Consider the following 20000-nt stretch of genomic DNA (forward strand, 5'->3'; position numbering starts at 1 on the left):
CCGCTCAATCGACGGCCGCAAAGAGGGGGCTATACCATCAAGCGGCTGCATCGACAAACCCGGCAATCGCGGCCCATCCGCACGAGCGCGCAACCCGACTTGAAAACCGGTTCCATTCGCGCCTGTCGGGAAGAGCGCATCGGCACCTGCTGAAACAACAGTCGCGCCCGCAGCGCTCCGGGTTCATGGCCTGCGCGCGGGTCCCAATTGCATCAATTGCGATGCTTGCGGGGGCCCTGCTTGCCGGGCGTCGTCGGAGCAGGGGGCGAAGGCGGCGCTGCGGCCTCTTCGACGGTTTTTGCGATCGGGATGATCTGGATCTGCTGATTGACGGCGGCGGTCGGCTTGGACGGGTCGAGCAACTGCTCCTCGCCAAGTCCGATCGATTGCAGCCGCTTGACCGAGATCTTGAAGGTGTTTGCCAGGATGTCGCGGATCGCGTCGGCGCGGCGCTGGCTCAGGATGACGTTGGACTCGCGCTTGCCGTTGGCTTCGACATGGCCGACGATCAGGAAGGTGTAGGGCAGCAGGTCGGAATACACCATCGCATCGGCGATCCGCCCGACGGTCTGGTAGGATTCCGGACGCACGATCGGCGTGTCCACGTCGAACTGGATGTCGACGTTGAAGGCCGGCAGATTCATCAGCTCCGGCGCGATCGGCGGGCGCTTCTGCGGCGGCGGCTCGTTGCGCCCGCGCGACCTGGAACGCTCCTGCGTCTGCTGCTTCAGCGCCGGCAGATCCAGCGCAGGCGCGGTTTCGAAGCGGCCGAGCTGGCGCACGATGTCCTCGCGACTCAGCTCCTGCGACCACGCGGGCGCGCTCGCGGCCACCAGCGAAGCAGCGATCAGCCCCGACAGCAGTGATCTCGCGGTCCGCCGCATCAGCGATACCCCGCTTCGCCCATCGCCTGCTGACATCGCGCGCTCACGCCGTTGGCCGTCAACAGGCACGGGATCGATTTGCTCGTCTCCTTCGTGGAGCCGCCGCACAGCTTGACGATCTCGCGCTGGCAGGCATTGGCGACCGTGACCCGCGCCGCGATGCGCTTCTGGATCGCCTCGAACGCCTTGAAATAGGTCGCCTTGCACTGCGCGGAGACCACGTCCTGGTTGCGCGAGAGGCATTCCTTGAGGCGGTTGGAGTCGAGGTTGACGCCGCGGCAATTGGCGGTGATGTCTGCGCCGCAGCTCGAGGCGATCAGCCCCGCGGAATCGCCAAAGCTCATCGTCTGCGCCGCCGCCAGCGAGGGCACACACAGCGCGACCGCAACACTCAACAGAATGTATCCTCGGACCATGATTGCATCTCATACGATGCACGCTGCCATGGTCAAGGCCTAACCAAGGCGAAGTGTGAAGCTCGATTGCGCCGCGCGGCAAAGGCGGCGTGGCCGCCGGGTCACGCCCGCTGCACGAAGCTGTCGACGACGTGCTTTTCGCCGGCCTTGTCGAACGCGATGGTCAGCTTGTTGCCGTCGATCTTGACGACGCGGCCATAGCCGAACTTCTGATGGAAGACGCGGTCGTCGAGCGCGAATTCCGACGTTGTGCCGGTGGATTTCGCCACCAGCTCGCCCTCGATAGTCATCGGTCCGCGCTTGCCGCAGCCGAAGGTGCCCCTGAACGGATCGCGGCCGCCGAATGGCGATTGCGGCTCATTGAAGTCGCCCTCCGACGAGCCGCGTGCCGTGCCCGGGGGGGGGGGGCGCGCCTAAGCGCGCTGCCAGCCGGGCGTGGAAACTTTCCAAGTGCTCCTTAAAAGTTCATGCCTCCAAGACTAAGCAATCCTCTGAAGGAGCGATGCGAGCGTCGGCAGGTACTCGGGTTCCCCCGTTTATCTTTTGTTCACGTGAGTCGATTGTCGAGGTGTCCTGTCAAGTATCCCAGAACGACTTCTTCGTCCTCTTCGTCCCAAAAGAAATAAATCCGAAGATCTCGCCTAGGATCGCGAGAGTTTCCTTTCTTCAGATGCCACTCAAGAAATCGCTTCTGCCCTCTGTGCTTGACGAAATATTCGTCCCCCTCCTCGCCGGCTCTGTTGCCAGAAATCGATCTTGAAAACTCGATTCCCCACTTTTTGATCTCTTCGTCAAATTTGTGCCAAACGCTCTCGGTTCCCCGCCTGCTGTCGACGTATAATGTTGCTAAAAGTTCTAGGACGTCACAAACGAGATTGATGTCGCTAAATCTGGAGTCTCGCAATCCGCGTTGCGCTTTCCCTGTGAGTTGCAGCCTTCCGGCGAATTCGGATTGAATCCAGTCGATCATCTCATGATAGTTGGCTGGTCGCTTTGAGACTTCTGCGCTGCTTTTTAAGGACTGGAGCTGATCCTCTAGGGCCCGAATTCTAGCGCTCATAGCGGCGCTTCGAGCTCGTTCTTGATCTCGCTCAGCCTCCGCTTGTATTCGCTCGGTCTCCTCTTGTACGGATAGCGCCAGGGCTTCCTCAGCTTGAGCTTCAGAGGCTCGTTTTGCAGCCAGTGCTGCATTCAGCTGTTCTTCTAAGGAAGTACTGTCTCTCCCGTGTTTGCGAGCGCTTTCTAAGCGGAGAGTTGCGCTGGCTGACCTTATTTTTGCGAATGTTGGTATCGCTTCGCGCTGAAGATTTCTTTCGACTGATGCCCGAAACGCATCCAGCGAAATATTCGTCAGAAGCCGGCTTTTATCCAATCTGGATATGTGTTGCTTCGTGAATAGTGTATGCCGATATATCTCGTCTTCAGTAATATTGTTCGTGGGCCGATAGATCCTAATGCCGTAGTCGAATACAGATAAGTACTTTTCGATCTTGTCGGAAAGCAGGAAAGACGCTGGCGGGAAGATCCGTACCACGTGAGCCGTCCCGCAAAGCTTGTCCGAAAGCTTGAAGGGGTCGATGGCTGACATTCCACGCTCGTCGACTGCTATGGCGATAATGTTTCGCCAGCGATCTGGGTTGTTTAGTAAGGCTAACAACCAGTCCACATCGTCGTCGTTGGACACATCTACTGGTGAATCTGTAAGCCTAGTACCGTCCCCGTGAAGTATCCCCTGCGACGCAAGTCTTCGATAGACGCGGGGGACGGCTGGTGCAAACTCAAAGTCAAAGTTTCGAGAGAAGCAGCTCAAGCGGCTGCCGAATCGAAAGCTCGATGGCGTTCGCGCTGTAGTTATCTCAAGATGCCAGGACCGGCCCGGAATTGTAGAGTCCGGTTCGTTTAGGCGTAGTGCCCACATCTCAAAATTATCATGTTGAATATGCTCGAACAAGACGAGTCCGGCGTCGCTGTCGAAGGAGTCTCTTGCGAAAAGGTCGTTGGGAACGTCAGGAAACTTCGATCGAATATAATCGAAGATGAATTTATGCGCGACCTCGAGTGCATCCGCTTTAGGTGAGCGCATGTCAGCATCAGTAACTACTAAAAGTTTTGTTCTCTCCTTTTCGCTGCGAGCTAACAAGGAGTCTGTTCCTTTCGATTCGAATTTTAAGTTGAAAGTATTGCTTTGCACCCGATATGGTCAATGCTGATCAAGTGTTAGAGGTTTGCCGATTGGTGAATTCGCGTGCGTTGCGAAATGAATAACTCGAAGGAGAGGAGTTGTGGCAAAGCAGGTCAAGCGCTCATTGAAGGGGCTAAGATACCAGCGGGCTCATGGAGATGGTTCTCTCCGAACAATCAAGAAACACATTGAGAAGATATACGGCTTGCCGGAAGGCAGTGTTCAATTGGTGAAGCCCGATGGAAAACAAATGCGGGCTGATGCTAGGGTCGGCAGACTTAGGAAAGTTTGGGGGGTAGATTAGTACCTATCGTGGCCGCCGGGTCACGCCCGCTGCACGAAGCTGTCGACGACGTGTTTCTCGCCGGCCTTGTCGAACGCGATGGTCAGCTTGTTGCCGTCGATCTTGACGACGTGGCCATAGCCGAACTTCTGATGGAAGACGCGGTCGTCGAGGGCGAATTCCGACGTCGTGCCGGTGGATTTCGCCACCAGCTCGCCCTCGATGGTCATCGGTCCGCGCTTGCCGCGGCCGAAATTACCGCCGAAGCCGCTGCCGAACGGATCACGGCCCGAGAACGGCGACGGCTCTTCCTTGAAGCCGCTCTCCGACGAACCGCGTGCCGCGCCCGGCCGACGCGCCTGTGCGCGCTGCCAGCCCGGCGTGGAATAGCTCGATCCGAACGATTCGACGTTGTCGAAGCGCGACGGACCGTAGCCGCCAGCACCGCCCCAGCCCGAGCCGCCCTTCGATTCGGTGATCTCGACGCTCGCCGCGGGCAGCTCGTCGAGAAAGCGCGACGGAATGGTCGTGGTCCAGGTGCCGTGGATGCGGCGGTTGGTGGCGAAATAAATCTTGGCGCGACGCCGCGCGCGGGTCAGGCCGACATGGGCGAGGCGGCGCTCCTCTTCCAGCCCGGCGCGGCCCTGTTCGTCGAGCGTGCGCTGGCTCGGGAACAGGCCTTCCTCCCAGCCCGGCAGGAACACGTTGTCGAACTCCAGCCCCTTGGCCGAGTGCAACGTCATCAGCGACACCGCTTCCTCGTCGGCTGCGCCCTCGCGGTCCATCACCAGCGAGATGTGCTCGAGGAAGCCGTGCAGGTTCTCGAACTCCTCCATCGAGCGGACGAGCTCCTTGAGGTTGTCGAGGCGGCCGGCGGCATCGGCCGAGCGGTCCTTCTGCCACATCTCGGTGTAGCCGCTCTCGTCGAGCACGATCTCGGCGAGCTCGGTATGTGGCGTCACCTCGCGCTGGGCGCGCCAGCGCTCGAACTGCAGGATCAGCCCGCGCAGCGAGCCGCGTGCCTTCGGCTTCAGCTCGTCGGTCTCGACCACCGCGCGCGCCGCCTCGAACAGCGGGATGCGGCGCTTGCGGGCGTGGTCGTGCAGCATCTGCACGGTGGCATCGCCGAGCCCGCGCTTCGGCACGTTGACGATGCGCTCGAAGGCGAGATCGTCGGCCGGCGAGTTGATGACGCGCAGATAGGCCAGCGCATCGCGAATCTCGGCGCGCTCGTAGAAGCGCGGGCCGCCGATGACGCGATAGGGCAGGCCGAGCGTGACGAAGCGGTCCTCGAACTCGCGCATCTGGTAGGACGCGCGCACCAGGATCGCGATGTCGTTGAGATGCTCGCCCTTGCGCTGCAGCTCCTCGATCTCCTCACCGATGCCGCGCGCTTCCTCTTCCGAATCCCAGGCGCCGGTGACGGTGACCTTCTCGCCCTCGACGTCCTCGGTGTGCAAGGTCTTGCCGAGCCGGCCTTCGTTGTGCGTGATCAGATGCGAGGCGGCGGCGAGGATGTGCCCCGTGGAGCGGTAGTTGCGCTCGAGGCGAATGACCTTGGCGCCGGGAAAGTCGTGCTCGAAGCGCAGGATGTTGTCGACCTCGGCGCCGCGCCAGCCATAGATCGACTGGTCGTCGTCGCCGACGCAGCAGATGTTCTTGAGGGCGGGGGCGGAGCTAGGCGCGGCAACACTTCTGTCGTCATCGCCGGGCCGACGCGGAGCGTCGAGACCCGGTGATCCATCTTCTTCCGAAGACGTGATGGATTGCCGGGTCGAGCCCGGCAATGACGAGTTGGACGACGACGGCGCCTGCGACAGCAGCCGCAGCCACAGATATTGTGCGACGTTGGTGTCCTGATACTCGTCGACCAAGATGAACTTGAAGCGACTCTGGTACTGCCGCAGCACGTCCGGATTTTCGCGGAACAGCCGGATGCTCTCCAGCAGCAGGTCGCCGAAATCGGCGGCGTTGAGGATCTTCAGCCGCTCCTGATAGCTCGCATAGAGCTTGCCGCCCTTGCCGTTGGCGAACACGGCGGCCTCGCCCGAGGGCACCTGGGACGGCGCCAGGCCGCGATTCTTCCAGCCGTCGATCAGCCCGGCCAGCATGCGCGCCGGCCAGCGCTTGTCGTCGATGTTCTCGGCCTGCAGCAACTGCTTGAGCAGGCGGATCTGATCATCGACGTCGAGCACGGTGAAATTGGACTTGAGCTGCACCAGCTCGGCATGGCTGCGCAGGATGCGGCCGGAGATCGAGTGGAAGGTGCCGAGCCACGGCATGCCCTCGACCGCCTGTCCGAGCATCTCGGCCAGCCGCGTCTTCATCTCGCGCGCGGCCTTGTTGGTGAAGGTCACCGACAGAATCTCACTCGGCCTCGCGCGGCCCTGGCTCAGAATATGCGCGATGCGCGTGGTCAGCACCCGGGTCTTGCCGGTGCCGGCTCCCGCGAGCACCAGCACCGGGCCATCGAGCGTCTCGACCGCCTCGCGCTGCTCCGGATTGAGACCCGCCAGATAGCGTGCACCACCGGTCGCGGCGGCGCGGGCGCGCGCGGCAATGCCGCCGGCAACGGGCTGGTGGTCGGGCGCAGGAAAAGGGCTCACGCGGTTGGGCTCGGTCATCAGCGAATCAGTCTCGTCCCTCGGATGGCATCATATGACGGCATCACGAGGTCTGCAGGAAGGAGCCCTCATAGCAGGGATTGACGGCTATATGGGGCCGGCGGCGGCGTTTTACAGCCCTAAATCGGGGCAGACGGACGCCGCTCCAGCCTCGGTGGGCATTTGTTCCGGCAAATGGCGAATTTTTACCGGCCCGCGCGGCCGGAACCTTTGTTCCGAGCCACGATTGTCCTGGCAACGGCGCAAGCTCCGCGTCGCTTTGAACCGCAATCGAGAGACAGAGGTCGTGTCATGTTAGGCTGGGTTGTCACCTTCCTGGTTATCGCATTGATCGCCGGCATTCTCGGCTTCGGCGGCGTCGCCGGTGCCTCCATCGAGATCGCCAAGATCATCTTCTTCATCGCCGTCGTGCTGTTTCTGGTTTCGGCCGTCGTGGGCCTCGCCCGCGGCCGCAGCCGCGTGTAGTCGGCCTCATCCCTGACAATGAGGTCGGCGAAGGGCGCAGTGCCTCGCAAGAGGTGCTGCGCTCTTTGCGTTTTGAGGAGGTGTCAGGCCGGCGCCGTCAGCGCGACCTGCACCTTGGCGAGCGCCGGATCGAGCGCCACGGAGGCGAGGCGCGTATCGTTGGAGAGCGCGGTCAGAGTGAGCGTCTGGTCCTGCACGCGGAAGATCCGGCACAGCGTCGTCGCCTCGGAGGCGTCGCGCAGCATCACCGACAACGGCGCGATGTGGGTCTCGTCGGCGATCTTCTCCGCCACCAGCGCAAGTCGGGTCGCCGCCGCCGCAAGCTGCTCGGTGCGGTGGGCGGTCGTATTGGCCGCGAGCGGCAGGCCTTCTTCGTTGGTGAGCAGCACGGTCTGGAAGCGGCCGACCTCGGCGATGCGGTCGAGCAGCGGCACCAGCTCGCGGCGCCGGCCCGGCCGGCTCGCGAGCTGCGCGAGATCCAGCGAGATGCGCTCGCGCTCGACCAGCGGCGCCAGCACGTCCTCGATCGCGCTGCGCAGGCTGGTCTCCCGCTCAATGGCGTCGTGGCTGCTCTGCTCCTGCAACTGGTCGAGGCTGGCCGCCTGCATCTGCACCTGCCGCCGCAGCAGCTCGCGGGACAGCGCGCCCTGGCGGGCGCCGAACAGATAGCCCGAGGTCAGCAGCAGGATGGCGGCGCCGAGGCCGCTCACGATGGCATAGATCGTCATGGTCGCTTCGTCGCTGTGAGTTGACTGCAATCATCGACGCCCGCAATGCGCAGCACGGCCTTGCGGTCGCCCGCGACCGCCAGGGCATCGCCGCGCGCCTCGCCGGCGCCGGCGGCGCGCACCGACATCCGCTGCGCCGGGAGACCCTCGCGCTTCAATTGGGCCGCGATCTCCTTGGCGCGCGAATAGCTGAGCAGCACGTTCAGATCCTCGGTGCCGCTGGCGTCGGTATGGCCCTCGATGATGATGGTCGCATCGCCGTGGCGCGCGAGCGTGCGTTGCAGGATCGCCAGCGACCGCTTCATGTCGGCAGGGTTCGGTCGGGCGCTGCCGCGCTCGAAGCCGACCGCCAGCGGGGCGAAGCACTCGGCGGAAGGCTTCGCGGGGCTCTGGGGCTCCGGGGGCGCTGCCGGGGCGACCGGCGGAGTCGGTGGCGCGATTACGACGGGAGCGGGCGCGGGCGGCGTCGGCGGCGCCGCGACCGGTGCCGGGTCGACGATCCGCGCCTCCCGTCGCTTGGGCGCCGCGTCGGCAACGCGGTCGTCGCGCTGCGGCACGGCCATCACCGGCATTGCGGCCGTCGCGACCGGCGGCGTAGCGCTGCCTTGCTGCCAGAGCGCTGCCGACATGACGGCGATCAGGGTGCCGGCGACGGCGAAGGCCGCGGCGAGCCAGATCGGCGCCTCCTCGCCGGCCACGGTGCACGCATCGACGCGCATCGCGGGCGAGGGCGGAACGGAGTTCGGGGAAGGCGCCAGCATCTCAGCCCACGGGTACCTTGAACTTCGGCGTGATCAGGTCGATGCCGCATTCGAGCCCCGCGCACCATGCGATGAACTGGCGCGACATTGCAGCATCCGGAAACAGCGCGCCGTGCTGTGGGGCGATGATCTCGATGTCGAGCGTGCTCACCATCTGCGCCCACGCCTTCATGACGCGGTTGGAGACCATGTAGCGGCGGTGAAAGCCTTCCATGAAGCGCGTATGCGCCTTGAAGTCGCGCACGACGGTGTAGTCGACGCCGATCGAAGCGCCGAGGTCGCCGCTGTAGAGGATCTTCGAGATCGGATCGTAGAGCTGGAAATTGCCCTCGCTGTGCAGGAAGTGCGCCGGCAGCGCATACAGCCTGCTGCCGGCGAGATCGAACACCATGCCTTCATCGGGGATCGGCTTCAGCCGGTCGGCGACGATGTGGTCGAAGCCGAAATGCGGCACGAAGCGGGTCCACAGCTCCGAGATGTAGGCGTCGGCGTCGGTCGTCATCAGCCAGCCGTTGATCGCCGCGACGATGTCGGGATCCTGGTGCGACAGGAACAGATATTTCAGCCGCCCGCCCGCGAGCTCGCTGAAGGTCTCGCTGAGCACCCTGGAATAGACCTTGTGGCCGCCCGGATCGAGCAGCATGCCGATGCGGTCGTGGATGATCAGATGCTGGTTCGCCTGCACCGCGAGGTCGCCGGCGCCGAAATCCTCCAGCAGGATGTTCTTGTGAACGCCGTCGTCATAGAGGACGGTATTGGCCATGAAATGACTCCCCGCCGGCGCCGCGCGATCGCCGCGCGCCGGCTCATTGACGACGATGCGCTACAGCACCTTCTGCAGCGACCGGACGGCTTCGCGCATGTCGAAGAAGGTTAAGCCCAGCTTGCTGTTCTCGTTGGTGAGCGCGAGCAGCAGCGCGCCGCGGCCGGCGCTGACCAGCACGGCGTAGCCGGACTCGCCGCGGATGATGACCTCCTGCAGATGGCTGCGGCCGAGCTCCATGGCGGCGCGGCCGCCCAGCGACAGCAAGGTCGCGGTCATGCCGGCGACCCGCGTCTCCTCCATGTCAGCCGCGAGCACGCTCGCGATCATCAGCCCGTCCTCCGAGATCAGCGCGCAGGCCTCGACCCCGAACGAGTCGCTCTGCAGCTTGCGCAGGACGCGGTTGATTTCATCGAGTCGTGACATCGGCTTCTCCTCGACGGCGCGCGGGGCAAACTTGGAATGAAACTGACTTTGAGCCATGGCGGGGTCCTGGTCATCATCTTGAGCTGTTGAAACGGAAACGGCGGGAATGTCGATCTGTGCAGTAACGGCGGAGGGATACAGCGGGTCATCCGGGACCAGCGTCATCGTCTGTTCCGGACTGCCGTCCGGTGTCGTCAGCGCGCGCGTCTCGATCGTATCAACCGCGTCGTCGAGCGCGCGCTGCTCGGCCTTGATGCGTGATCGCGAGACCGGCGGATCCATCGCCTGCAACTGGGTCACGAGCGCCTGGCGGGCCGACTGGTAGACTTCGGCTCGGCGTTCGGGGGAGGAATCCGGCAGGTTCTCCATCGCGCGCGACAACAGGATGAAGTAGTCGGCGGTGGTCACGGGCAGGGCCGCCGCATCCTCATGCGGACCGTGCGCTCGGCTCAGCAGGCTTGCGAGGCGTCCCATCGCTCTCTCGTCAACTCTACGCAACTAACGATGCGTAAGGTTAGGTCGGCACAAGAGACGCGACGAATGATCTGAATCAAATTAACTAAAATCGGGACCAAGCTGCGCAATCCGGCCCTCGTTCCGACCGGGGTTGATCATCATGTCGCCGTGATCGCCCCGATGGGGCCGCATTGACGCCGCGTTCGGCGCAACTGCGCCTCGGTTGCAGCCAGAATCAGCTACGATCACGGCAACGATTGCGGTGCGGGGAGGGCGGCGTGAACTTCGGGGACTATGTGCAGCGAGATGCAACGGCGCTTGCCGCCGCGGTGAAGGACGGCGAGACCCATGCGGCCGAGCTGCTGCAGCTCGCGCTGGTACAGAACGAGCGGGCCCAGCCGCGGACCAACGCCGTCTGCAGGCTGATGGAGGGCGAGGCCCGTGCGCAGCTTGCCAAGCCCGCCACCGGCCCGCTCACCGGCGTACCGTTCCTGATCAAGGATTGTGCCCAGGACTATGCGGGCCTGCCCACGGCCTATGGCAGCAAGGCGCTGTCCGGCTTCGCCGCCGCCGAGCATGCCTCGGTCGTCAGGCGGTATCTCGAAGCCGGCCTGGTGATCTTCGGCAAGACCAACCTGCCGGAGCTCGCGCTGAAGGGCGTCAGCGACTCCCGCGCTTTTGGCCGCGTCGGCAACCCCTGGAATCCCGCGCATACGCCGGGTGGCTCCAGCGGCGGTGCTGCGGCGGCGGTCGCCTCGGGCGTCGTGCCGATGGCCGCCGGCAATGATGGCGGCGGCTCGATCCGCATTCCCGCCGCCTGCTGCGGCCTGTTCGGGCTGAAGCCGTCGCGCGGCCTGATCTCGTCGGGCCCGGGCTTCGGTGAGTATTGGTTCGGCGCCTCGAGCGAGGGCGTGCTGTCGCGCAGCGTTCGCGACACCGCGCTCGCGCTCGACGTCATCGCGGGCAGCGAGCCCGGCGATCCCTTTCTCACCGCCGAGCCCGGCGTGGTCTATGCCAATGCGGTCGCGCGTGACCCCGGCCGCCTGTGCATCGGCTACACGGCGGCGTCGCCGATCGGGACCGAGGTGCATGCCGAGGCGAAGCTTGCGGTCGACAACGCCGTGAAGCTGCTGCGGGGCCTCGGTCACGAGGTCGAGGAGGCCACCCCCGACATCGACGGCGCCGCGCTCGCGACCTCGTTCCTGCACATCTATTTCGGCCAGGTCGCGGCGCTGGTCGCCGACGCGCGCGGCAAGGGCGCCAGGCGCGAGGAGTTCGAGCTGCTGACGCGGGTGCTGTCGACGCTGGGCGGCGCGATCTCGGCCGGCGCGCTGACGACGCAGCTGCTCAAATGGAACGAGTTCGCTCGCGCGCTCGCGCGCTTCCATGCGCGCTACGACCTGCTGCTGACACCGACGCTCGCACACCCTCCGATCCGGCACGGCGAGGGCGATCCGAGCACGGCCGAACAGACCCTGCTCGACATGCTCGACCGCATCGGCCTGCTCGGGCTGCTGACGCGCTGGGGCCTGCTCGACGGCATGATCGACAAGATCGCCCGCGACAGCCTGCAATATGTCCCGTTCACGCAGCTCGCCAATCTGACGGGAACGCCGGCGATGAGCGTGCCGCTGCACTGGACCGCCGACGGCCTGCCGCTCGGCGTGCAGTTCACAGGCCGGCTCGGCGACGAGACGAGACTGTTGCAGCTCGCCCGCCAGCTCGAGCAGGCGCAGCCCTGGTTCGCGCGCTTGCCCGATTGGGTGATGCAGGGCTGACCAGACGAGATGGGCCGGTTTGCGCAGCGCGGTCGTGCGTCGCAAGACGCCGTGCGCATCCATCGCGATTGCGTGCGCGCTGTTTGTGGTGTTCTATCTGAGGTGGAGCGCGGTTGCGGAAGCCGCGCCGGTTCGGCGACGTTGTTCAGACGGCGACGTTGTTCGGATCCGGCCCATCGCGCGTGACTGCCGTGGTGCGGAAGCCATTTCGCGCCGCTTCCGACGATCCGCTCGTCCGGTGCCGTGCCATGCTTGCTGGCGATATTCTCAGAGGGCGGGATCATGAACGTCACGGTCTATTTCGCGACCAACAGGCAACCGATCACGGCTGAAGGCACGAATCAGATTACCGGGTTCAGCTCCGAGCTCGGTCCCGTCAACGGCTTGAACATCAGGTATGGCCGGGCCGAGATCGCCGTCGATCTGCAGGCATCGAGCTATGGCCTGGTGCCTGGATCGCTTCATGTCGAGGACGAGCAACTGATCTTTCCGCAAGGCTCCCGAGCCGTCCTCGGCAGCAATACGATCTTCGGCGCCCTGCGTACCGACATGCTGGCGAAGGCGCGGCCGACGATCGCGTTCATTCACGGCTTCAGCAACAGCTTCGTCGACTCGATCGAACGCGCCGGGTGGATATCGGCGTTCTACGGGATCGACGCCAACATGTTCGTGTTCAGTTGGCCGTCGGTGGCCTCGCCGGTCGGCGTGCCGCTGCCCTTTGTGGACTACCAGCACGATCGCAAGACGGCGGCGGCATCCGGCCCGGCCGTGGCACGCACGCTGCGGCGTCTCTATGATTTCGTCGACGGGCTGCCGGAGAGCGAGCGCTGCAACCAGAGCATTCATCTCATCTGTCACAGCATGGGCGTCTATGTCCTGCGCGGCGCGCTGCAGGCCTTGATGCAGATGCCGGATCCCGCGGCCGGCGCGGCCATGGCTGGCAGCGTGCCGGCGATGGTGCGGATGGACGGCACGCAGCCGGCGCTGACCGGACTGCGCAGGACGTTCGACAAGATCGTGCTCGCGGCAGCCGACGAGGACGCGGATGCGTTCGACGACCCGGCGAAGCTGAAATATCTGCCGCGCACCGCGAGCAGCGTCACGGTCTATCACTCGACCAAGGATTGGGTGCTGAACACGCTGAGCGCGGGCACGAAATTCAACGGTCCGCGGCTCGGCAATGACGGCCCCGACAACATGGGCAGCATCAGCGACAAGGTCACCGCGGTGGATTGCTCTGACGTCACGTCGTTCGCGCAGGACCCGCAGGAGCACCAGTATTATCGCATCTTTCCGGTCGTCCGTGACGACATCGTCCAGGTCCTGAGCGGCGTGCCGCAGAACCAGGTCGGCAACCGCGATCCGGCCGGGTCGGGGCGCTACCGCATCCGGCCGCAGGCCCGCTTGGCGGTCAGGGCCACCAGTCCCAAGCCGCGCGCCGCGAAGGCGCGCGTCGCCAAGTCAGGTGCTGCGAAGAAGAGGGCGGCCGGCGGTAGCTGAGCGCGGGACGCCGGCGCGCCCGCATGGCCCGCTGGTCCTACTTGCGCGGCATGCCGATGGCGCGGCCGAGCCCGTCGGGCTGCGGCAGCGCGGCATGCGCCTGCAGCACGCGGGCGATGTTGGCCTGGATGTCCGGCGGAAACGGCGCGACCTTGCGCTTGGTCATGTCGATGTGCACCGACATGTTCTCCGAGGTCGCCGAGACCCAGCCTTCCTCGGCATGGCGCAGCTCCTCGAAGGTGTGCAGCCGCTTCTCGTCGGCTGCGATCAGCCAGACCGCGACCTGGACGGGATCGCCGAGATGGATCTCGCGCAGATAGCGCACGTGGCATTCGGCGGTGAAGGTCGAGCCCTGGCGCTCCTTCATATAGGCGGGGCCGATACCGAGCTCGGCCCAGATCTGGTCGATCGCGCGGTCGAACATCACGTTGTAGTAGGCCATGTTGAGATGGCCGTTGTAGTCGATCCATTGCGGCTCGATCTGCATGACCTGTGACAGGAACGGCCCGGCCTCCTGCGTCGTGGGCACTGCATTATCGCTCATCGGCTCTTCCGTTTGCTCCCTTGACCCCTGTTGCGTCCTTTGCCACGGTCCGCCCAACTTTCGGAGGAAGCAGTGGCGACGACGATCCCCCATCACGATTTGAAGCGGCCCGCGCCGGAGGCGCTCAAGAGCGCGCTCGACGCACTCGCGGCCCGCTTCGGCAACCGGCTCATCACCTCGCAGGCCGTGCGCGAGCAACATGGCCATACCACGACCTGGCTGCCGACGCAGCCGCCGGATGGCGTGGTGCTGGCGCAGGAGACCGCCGACATCCAGGACGTCGTCCGCATCTGTGCCCCCCGAGGCGTGCCGATCATTCCGTTCGGCACCGGCACCTCGCTGGAGGGCCAGGTCAATGCGCCGGCCGGTGGCATCTGCATCGACATGCGCGACATGAACAAGGTGCTGGAGGTGCATGCCGAGGACCTCGACTGCGTGATCCAGCCCGGCATCACCCGCAAGACCTTGAACGAATATCTGCGCGACCAGGGCCTGTTCTTCCCGATCGATCCCGGCGCCGACGCGTCCCTCGGCGGCATGGCCTCGACCCGCGCCTCCGGCACCAATGCGGTGCGCTACGGCACCATCCGAGAGAACGTGCTGGCGCTGAAGGTCGTGCGCGGCGACGGCGAGATCATCAAGACCGGCACCCGCGCCAAGAAGTCCGCGGCCGGCTACGATTTGACGCACCTGTTCATCGGCGCCGAGGGCACGCTCGGCATCATCTGCGAGATGACGATCCGCCTGCGCGGCATCCCCGAGACCATCGCCGCGGCGTCGTGCTCGTTCGAGACGGTGCGGGGCGCCTGCCAGGCGACGATCCTCGCGATCCAGACCGGCATTCCGGTGGCGCGCATCGAGCTGCTCAATGCAGCGCAGGTCAAGGCCTGCAACGCCTATTCCAAGCTGACGCTGCCGGAGACGCCGCTGCTGCTGCTCGAGTTCCACGGCAGCGAGGCCGAGGTCGCCGAGCAGTCGAAGAACTTTGCCGAGATCGCCAGGGAGTGCGGTGGCGGCGACTTCGCCTGGACCACCAAGCCGGAAGACCGCACCAAGCTGTGGCAGGCGCGTCACGATGCCTATTGGTCCGTGAAGGCGATCCGGCCCGGTGTCGGCGTGGTCGCGACCGATGTCTGCGTGCCGATCTCCAGGCTCGCGGACTGCGTCACCGAGACCGAGGAGGACCTCGCGCGTCTCAGGCTGACCTCGCCGATCGTCGGCCATGTCGGCGACGGCAATTTCCACTGCTCCTTGATGTGCGACGTCGACGACGCCGACGAGATGGCGCGCGGCGACGAGTTCATGCATCGCCTCGTCGAGCGCGCGCAGGCCATGGGCGGCACCTGCACCGGCGAGCACGGCATCGGCCAGGGCAAGCAGAAATATCTCGAGTCCGAGCTCGGCCCGGAAGCGCTCGATGCGATGCGCGCGGTGAAGCAGGCGCTCGATCCGCAGAACATCTTCAATCCAGGCAAGATCATCCCGGCGCGCTGATCGGCAATCCAAGCCGAGCTGGGATTTGGGTTCGGCGTGCAGGCCCGCTGCTCACATAGGGCTGCTGCTCACATCTCCCAGCCCGCGGGAGATGTCGGAATGCATCACGATTCACCAAATAGAAAACGCCGCCGCGTTCGACACGCGGCGGCGCTTTGTTTCCGTGCAGATCAACGGCAGACGCGGCGCGGTCCCCACGGGGTCGGCCGGACCCAGCAGGTGCGCGGGCCGAAGCCGCCATAACCGTAGGGGCGATAGACGCGCGGGGCGGGCCGGCAACGGCCCCAACGGTCGGGGAACCAGCCGGGACCGCAGCCGCCGGCGACGCGCTCGACATTGCCGTCCGGAGCAGCCGGCTGGGCCGGCAGCGTGAAGGCCTGCGCGGCCGACGCGCCCAGCATGACGGTCGCGGCGAGCAGGGCGGAGGTGAACAGATTGCGCATTGCAGTGCGGTCCTCTCGTTGGTTTCGAAGCAGTGCAGTCCTTAGACGTCCTCGGACAGGATTTGGTTTCGCAATTTTTTCGACGCCGCGAAACCTCTTCCTAGTACCATAGAGACCTCCACGACACCGATCGCGCGATGCAGCTCTGCTGATCATGGAGCGCATCGCTACGGCATCGTCGCCATCTTAGGATATTCTAGCAGACATTCGCTGCAAGGAACATGAACGACGAGCGACGTCTGCCGCCGGCTTTCGTCGCAGCCGGCATCATTTGCCGCCAGGCTGCGCCTTCGCGTCCTTCAGCGCCGTCTTGCAGCCGTCGGAGAGCTTATCGAACTTCTCGATCATGCATTGCTTGATGCGGCCGCCGCCCGGCATGATTCCCGTACAAAGCGTGCGCACGTCGTCGCCGCACGCCTGGCGCATCGCGCTCCTGTCCTGAGCCTGGGCGGCAGCGCTGAAGATGACTATCAACAGCAGCGGAAACAGCTTGTGCATGATCGATGATTCCTCTCTTGCCGCGGCCGACGCGCCGGGCCTTGTGAGGCTGCTGTCTCGCCGATCAATTTAGCGGGCATATGTCGAGCGTCGCCGCAACGTGTAACGGTTTGTATCACGAGGTCACTGCGCGCAAGCGTCCGCTTGGTCCCGGAGACGTCGTTCGACCACGGCGGTGCTCGTGCCGCCATTCCCTCAAGCGTGCATATCCGAGGCACTGCCGCGCAGCTTCTGCAGCGCGTGATCGACGCTGTGGAACACGCGCTCCCGCGGCAGCACGTCGTACAGGCCGAACCGTTCGAAGGCCGCCTGGGCCCGCAGCGACTCCAGCCGCGCCACCGCGAACACGATGCCGGCCTCGTTGCAGATATGGATCATTTCGCGCAGGGTCTGCGCGGCGGTGAAATCGATCTCGACGATGGCGCTGGCCTCGAACACCACCAGCCGCGGCTTGCGGCTGCGCAGCAGGCGCTGCATGTCGGCGCGGAACGTCGCCGCATTGAGGAAGCTGAGCGGGGCCTGGAAGCCGACCACGGCGATGTCGGACAGCTCCTCGCCTCTGATCTGCGGATGCGCCGGCCACCAGATCGTCGTGTCTGGCACGCGTTCGAAGGCGATGAGGTGGGCGCGCGTCGTGCTCCAGATGCCGTGCAGCAGCGACAGCGCGATGCCGATCGCGACGCCCTGCTCGATCGGCAGCGCGATGATCGCCACCGCGGTGGCGAGGATGAGCAGGAACTCGCCCTTCGACGCACGATAGACGCTGGTGATCTGCGCGACGCGGATGATGCGCAAGGCCACGAACAGCAGCACGCCGCCGAGCGCCGCCTCCGGCACATTCGCAAGCAGCCGGGCGCCGAACAGCACGAGCAGCAGCACGATCGCGGCGGCGAGCAGGCCTGCGACCTGCGACCGGCCGCCGGTCTCGACCACGATGCCGGTGCGCGGCGGGCTGGCATTGACGGGGAAGGCGCCGAACAATCCGGCCAGCAGGCTGCCGGCGCCGGCGCCGAGGAAGTCGCGGTCGACGTCGGCCGGCCGGTCGGGATCGGAGGGGAACGAGCGCGTCGTCGCCGAGGTCTGCACCATCACCACGACGGCGATCAGGAAGGCGAGGGGGACCAGCTTCGCCCATTGTTCCGGTCCGATCAGCGGCACGGACGGCATCGGCACCGTGCCGGCGATCTCGCCGATGACGGGCACGCCACCGCCCTGCAGCCCGGCCGACATCACGAACAGGGTCGCGGCCGTCAGCGCGATCAGCGCGCCGGGTATGCGGGCGCTGATCCGCTCGCAGACCGTGATGGTCGCGAGCACGCCGAAGCCGATGAGCATCGTGTATGCGTTGGACTTGCCGAGCTCGCCCGCGAGGGTCGCGATCCGCGCCAGCGTCGGCCCGCTCGGTGACGGCAGGCCGAGCACGCCCGGCAATTGTGAGACGATGATATGCACGGCAATGCCGGCGAGGAAGCCCACGGTGACCGGCACCGACAGCAGGTTGGCGATGCCGCCGAGCTTGAAGCCGCCGGCCAGCACCAGCATGACCCCGACCAGCAGCGCCAGCGCCGCGGCCAGGCTGCCGTATTCGGGCGTGCCGCCGGCCGCAAGCAGCGCCAGGCCGCCGGCGAAGATCGGCGTGATCGTGGAATCGGCGCCGCAGGACAGGAAGCGGTTGGCGCCGAACAGCGCAAACCCCAGCGATCCCGCCATGAAGGCGAAGAAGCCGATCTCGGGCGCGAAACCGCCGAGCTTGGCGGTCGCCATCTGCTCGGGGATCGCGATCGCCACCAGCGTCAGTCCGGCGGCGAGATCGGCGGGCAGGGCGCTCAACCGGTAGGATTGCAGGGAGCGGAGCAGCGTCCATGGACGCCCGGCCGCAGTCTGGTCTGTCATGAGTTTCTACGTCTCCGGACGTCGCTGCAGGCGGCAGAGCCACAGCCCGATCATCCTCGATGGCACGGCTGGATCGGGCAGCGCAACAGCGCAGGTGCAATTGCCCGCACGGCAGGACGGACTTGCAAGAACGTTGGAGTTGGCATCATTATTCTCTAATTCGGATTGGTTTGGATACTCGATTTGAGGCCCCCGAGGTCTCCATTGCCTGCAGCCTGCGAGACGGGGCTTCGTCTCACGACGGGATACGCCATTGTACAAGGTCGTCTTCCACCGGCTGATCTGGTTTCCGTATCGCCCCGAGCATGCGCTGGTGGGGCCGCTGCTGATGGCGCTGCTGTTCTTGGTGGCCGCAACCGGAGCAATCAAGGCCATCGATATTTTCACCTCGCTCGGCACGCAGGCTGCGGGGCACGAAGCGCGCATCACGGTCGTCGTCTTACTCCTGTGCCTGGTCGTATGCATCAACGCCGCAAGAGCGGACTACATCTCGGTCGTCGCGGCGATCATTCCCTGCCTCGTCACGGTCTTGGTGGTCACTGTGCTGAGCTTGCTCGGAACCTGGCCCAGATCGGACATGAACGCCGCGCTGATGCAGGCCAGCGTATCAGCATTCGCCGCCCTGTCGCTGATCGGCCGGCTCGTGCAGTCGGGCGGACCGGACCTCGGAAAAATCGGGGTGCTCTGGCGACGGGCAAAGGCCCATGTCCGCCGTCTCAAGGATACGGACGTCCAAAAGACGGATTTCAAGGTGAAGCGGGCGGAGCTGGTCGAAGACGTGGAGTCGCTCGCCAAGGAGCTGAAGGAGGCCGCCTCGCAGCTTGTCGAGCCGGGGTTGCCCAGGGGGGTGGAAAAGAAGCTCCGATCCTTCATTGCCTACAGCAAGATGGCCAGCCATGCCGACTTCATGGCGGCTGCGACGCAAGGTCAGGAGTCGCTCGTCGAAACTCTGACGGTGTTGAATCAGGGGCTTAGATAAGATGCGCGAAGTCATTCCTCTCTATTTCGCCACGCTCGACGGCGAGCAGCCATGTGCCTGGTCCCCCTTCGGCGTTCCGATGCGGCAGATGCAGGATTGCAAGAAGGAGATCATGCAGTCGAAGTACTCCAATTCGAAGCATTTCAGCGTCTCCATCTTGTGCGAGAAGCACGAAGCCATCCCGGACGAAGCGCTGTCGCAGACCATCGGGTGTCTGATCGACGCAAAATACCTGAAGCCGGAGAACAGGCGCTACATCGACGGCCAGTTCGTCGAGTTCAGCAACCGCCTGGACAGGGAGAAAATCGCGATATTGGGATTCGAGATCTACATCGTGGCCTCCGACCAGGAGCCGGAATGCGATCTCGATCGTGCCATGGAGTTCAAGGACAGGCTGATCCTGGCAGGCTTCGATCCTGACCGGCTCAGGGTCGATGTCGTCAGCGACCAGGCTTGCCTGACCAAGATATCCAAGCTGCGTCTCGTCAACATCAGGCATATGCAGAAAGCGATCAGTCTGCCGATGTTGAAGCCCTAGGAGGTCGTCGAGAATGGCAGCCAAGGACATCAAATTCGCCGGTGAAGCCCGCGACCGCATGCTGCGCGGCGTGGACATCCTCGCCAATGCCGTGAAGGTCACGCTCGGTCCGAAGGGCCGCAACGTCGTCCTCGACAAGTCGTTCGGGGCGCCGCGCATCACCAAGGACGGCGTCACCGTCGCCAAGGAGATCGAGCTCAACGACAAGTTCGAGAACATGGGCGCGCAGATGGTGCGCGAGGTCGCCTCGAAGTCCGCTGATGCGGCTGGCGACGGCACCACCACCGCGACCGTGCTGGCCCAGGCCATCGTCCGCGAAGGCGCCAAGGCGGTTGCCGCCGGCAT

General features: G+C 64.8%; 19 protein-coding genes and 1 pseudogene. 7 read left to right on the plus strand and 13 right to left on the minus strand.

Annotated elements, in window-relative coordinates:
- Positions 1–212: 212 nt before the first annotated feature.
- From QX010_RS21550 to QX010_RS21570, 5 genes and pseudogenes are all read right to left on the minus strand, one after another.
- Positions 213–884: an OmpA family protein gene (locus QX010_RS21550; protein ID WP_315802143.1), complete on the minus strand. Its 672-nt coding sequence runs from the start codon at positions 882–884 to the stop codon at positions 213–215.
- On the minus strand, positions 884–1300 hold the full coding sequence (locus tag QX010_RS21555) for a hypothetical protein (protein ID WP_315802144.1): 417 nt from the start codon (positions 1298–1300) through the stop codon (positions 884–886). The genes QX010_RS21550 and QX010_RS21555 overlap by 1 nt, the downstream gene beginning before the upstream one ends.
- 101 nt (positions 1301–1401) lie before the next feature.
- A pseudogene (locus QX010_RS21560) lies at positions 1402–1740 on the minus strand (AAA family ATPase); the annotation flags it as partial.
- Positions 1741–1847: 107 nt separating this feature from the next.
- On the minus strand, positions 1848–3440 hold the full coding sequence (locus QX010_RS21565; protein WP_316181748.1) for a hypothetical protein: 1593 nt from the start codon (positions 3438–3440) through the stop codon (positions 1848–1850).
- Between the two features lie 366 nt (positions 3441–3806).
- Positions 3807–6389 (minus strand): ATP-dependent helicase, encoded by a 2583-nt coding sequence (locus QX010_RS21570; RefSeq protein WP_316181750.1) that lies wholly within the window; start codon positions 6387–6389, stop codon positions 3807–3809.
- Positions 6390–6680: 291 nt separating this feature from the next.
- Here QX010_RS21570 and QX010_RS21575 point away from each other — a divergent pair, with 291 nt between their 5' ends.
- Entirely contained in the window at positions 6681–6854 is a 174-nt protein-coding gene (locus QX010_RS21575; RefSeq protein ID WP_315802178.1) for a DUF1328 domain-containing protein, read from the plus strand.
- A gap of 83 nt (positions 6855–6937) precedes the next feature.
- On the opposite strand, the gene QX010_RS21580 is transcribed toward QX010_RS21575, so the two are convergent.
- The 4 genes from QX010_RS21580 to QX010_RS21595 all read right to left on the minus strand — a co-directional run bounded on the left by QX010_RS21580 (position 6938) and on the right by QX010_RS21595 (position 10006).
- A complete protein-coding gene (locus tag QX010_RS21580) occupies positions 6938–7582 on the minus strand; it encodes a hypothetical protein (protein WP_315713402.1) in 645 nt (214 codons plus the stop codon).
- Positions 7579–8280 (minus strand): OmpA family protein, encoded by a 702-nt coding sequence (locus tag QX010_RS21585; RefSeq protein WP_316181751.1) that lies wholly within the window; start codon positions 8278–8280, stop codon positions 7579–7581. The genes QX010_RS21580 and QX010_RS21585 overlap by 4 nt, the downstream gene beginning before the upstream one ends.
- Positions 8281–8344: 64 nt before the next feature.
- Positions 8345–9106: an MBL fold metallo-hydrolase gene (locus tag QX010_RS21590; RefSeq protein ID WP_315802147.1), complete on the minus strand. Its 762-nt coding sequence runs from the start codon at positions 9104–9106 to the stop codon at positions 8345–8347.
- Between the two features lie 60 nt (positions 9107–9166).
- Positions 9167–10006: a roadblock/LC7 domain-containing protein gene (locus tag QX010_RS21595; RefSeq protein ID WP_316181753.1), complete on the minus strand. Its 840-nt coding sequence runs from the start codon at positions 10004–10006 to the stop codon at positions 9167–9169.
- A 260-nt stretch (positions 10007–10266) separates the two neighbouring features.
- Between QX010_RS21595 and QX010_RS21600 the strand changes: the two genes are divergently transcribed.
- Together QX010_RS21600 and QX010_RS21605 are read left to right on the plus strand one after the other, a co-directional pair.
- The gene (locus QX010_RS21600) at positions 10267–11766 is read left to right on the plus strand and encodes an amidase (RefSeq protein ID WP_315802149.1); all 1500 of its coding nucleotides are present in this window, start codon (positions 10267–10269) and stop codon (positions 11764–11766) included.
- Between the two features lie 282 nt (positions 11767–12048).
- Positions 12049–13266 (plus strand): alpha/beta hydrolase, encoded by a 1218-nt coding sequence (locus QX010_RS21605; protein WP_316181754.1) that lies wholly within the window; start codon positions 12049–12051, stop codon positions 13264–13266.
- Positions 13267–13303: 37 nt separating this feature from the next.
- On the opposite strand, the gene QX010_RS21610 is transcribed toward QX010_RS21605, so the two are convergent.
- A complete protein-coding gene (locus QX010_RS21610; RefSeq protein WP_316181756.1) occupies positions 13304–13810 on the minus strand; it encodes a thioesterase family protein in 507 nt (168 codons plus the stop codon).
- A gap of 72 nt (positions 13811–13882) precedes the next feature.
- Here QX010_RS21610 and QX010_RS21615 point away from each other — a divergent pair, with 72 nt between their 5' ends.
- Positions 13883–15304 (plus strand): FAD-binding oxidoreductase, encoded by a 1422-nt coding sequence (locus QX010_RS21615; RefSeq protein WP_315802152.1) that lies wholly within the window; start codon positions 13883–13885, stop codon positions 15302–15304.
- Between the two features lie 170 nt (positions 15305–15474).
- Here QX010_RS21615 and QX010_RS21620 read toward each other — a convergent pair whose 3' ends face one another.
- The 3 genes from QX010_RS21620 to QX010_RS21630 all read right to left on the minus strand — a co-directional run bounded on the left by QX010_RS21620 (position 15475) and on the right by QX010_RS21630 (position 18138).
- Positions 15475–15747 carry a GCG_CRPN prefix-to-repeats domain-containing protein gene (locus QX010_RS21620; protein WP_315802153.1) on the minus strand — a complete coding sequence of 91 codons (273 nt, stop codon included), beginning with the start codon at positions 15745–15747 and terminating at the stop codon, positions 15475–15477.
- A 267-nt stretch (positions 15748–16014) separates the two neighbouring features.
- Positions 16015–16245, minus strand: coding sequence for a hypothetical protein (locus tag QX010_RS21625; protein WP_315802154.1), 231 nt, complete (start codon positions 16243–16245; stop codon positions 16015–16017).
- A 195-nt stretch (positions 16246–16440) separates the two neighbouring features.
- Positions 16441–18138: a SulP family inorganic anion transporter gene (locus tag QX010_RS21630; RefSeq protein ID WP_316181758.1), complete on the minus strand. Its 1698-nt coding sequence runs from the start codon at positions 18136–18138 to the stop codon at positions 16441–16443.
- Between the two features lie 253 nt (positions 18139–18391).
- Between QX010_RS21630 and QX010_RS21635 the strand changes: the two genes are divergently transcribed.
- The 3 genes from QX010_RS21635 to QX010_RS21645 all read left to right on the plus strand — a co-directional run.
- Positions 18392–19117, plus strand: a complete 726-nt coding sequence (locus tag QX010_RS21635; RefSeq protein WP_315802156.1) for a hypothetical protein — start codon at positions 18392–18394, stop codon at positions 19115–19117.
- Between the two features lies 1 nt (position 19118).
- Positions 19119–19655: a hypothetical protein gene (locus QX010_RS21640; RefSeq protein WP_315802157.1), complete on the plus strand. Its 537-nt coding sequence runs from the start codon at positions 19119–19121 to the stop codon at positions 19653–19655.
- A 13-nt stretch (positions 19656–19668) separates the two neighbouring features.
- On the plus strand, positions 19669–20000 hold a 332-nt coding region (locus tag QX010_RS21645), incomplete at its 3' end, for a TCP-1/cpn60 chaperonin family protein (protein ID WP_316181760.1).

Source organism: Bradyrhizobium sp. SZCCHNRI1009, assembly GCF_032487575.1.
In the GTDB taxonomy this organism is placed as follows: domain Bacteria; phylum Pseudomonadota; class Alphaproteobacteria; order Rhizobiales; family Xanthobacteraceae; genus Bradyrhizobium.

Bases quoted from the DNA above. Each gene is read 5' to 3' on its own strand.
- QX010_RS21550 (WP_315802143.1), bottom strand. From the start codon at position 884: ATGCGGCGGACCGCGAGATCACTGCTGTCGGGGCTGATCGCTGCTTCG.
- QX010_RS21555 (WP_315802144.1), bottom strand. From the start codon at position 1,300: ATGGTCCGAGGATACATTCTGTTGAGTGTTGCGGTCGCGCTGTGTGTG.
- QX010_RS21620 (WP_315802153.1), bottom strand. From the start codon at position 15,747: ATGCGCAATCTGTTCACCTCCGCCCTGCTCGCCGCGACCGTCATGCTG.
- QX010_RS21570 (WP_316181750.1), bottom strand. From the start codon at position 6,389: ATGACCGAGCCCAACCGCGTGAGCCCTTTTCCTGCGCCCGACCACCAG.
- QX010_RS21580 (WP_315713402.1), bottom strand. From the start codon at position 7,582: ATGACGATCTATGCCATCGTGAGCGGCCTCGGCGCCGCCATCCTGCTG.
- QX010_RS21640 (WP_315802157.1), top strand. From the start codon at position 19,119: ATGCGCGAAGTCATTCCTCTCTATTTCGCCACGCTCGACGGCGAGCAG.
- QX010_RS21590 (WP_315802147.1), bottom strand. From the start codon at position 9,106: ATGGCCAATACCGTCCTCTATGACGACGGCGTTCACAAGAACATCCTG.
- QX010_RS21595 (WP_316181753.1), bottom strand. From the start codon at position 10,006: ATGGGACGCCTCGCAAGCCTGCTGAGCCGAGCGCACGGTCCGCATGAG.
- QX010_RS21610 (WP_316181756.1), bottom strand. From the start codon at position 13,810: ATGAGCGATAATGCAGTGCCCACGACGCAGGAGGCCGGGCCGTTCCTG.
- QX010_RS21575 (WP_315802178.1), top strand. From the start codon at position 6,681: ATGTTAGGCTGGGTTGTCACCTTCCTGGTTATCGCATTGATCGCCGGC.
- QX010_RS21605 (WP_316181754.1), top strand. From the start codon at position 12,049: ATGAACGTCACGGTCTATTTCGCGACCAACAGGCAACCGATCACGGCT.
- QX010_RS21630 (WP_316181758.1), bottom strand. From the start codon at position 18,138: ATGACAGACCAGACTGCGGCCGGGCGTCCATGGACGCTGCTCCGCTCC.
- QX010_RS21625 (WP_315802154.1), bottom strand. From the start codon at position 16,245: ATGCACAAGCTGTTTCCGCTGCTGTTGATAGTCATCTTCAGCGCTGCC.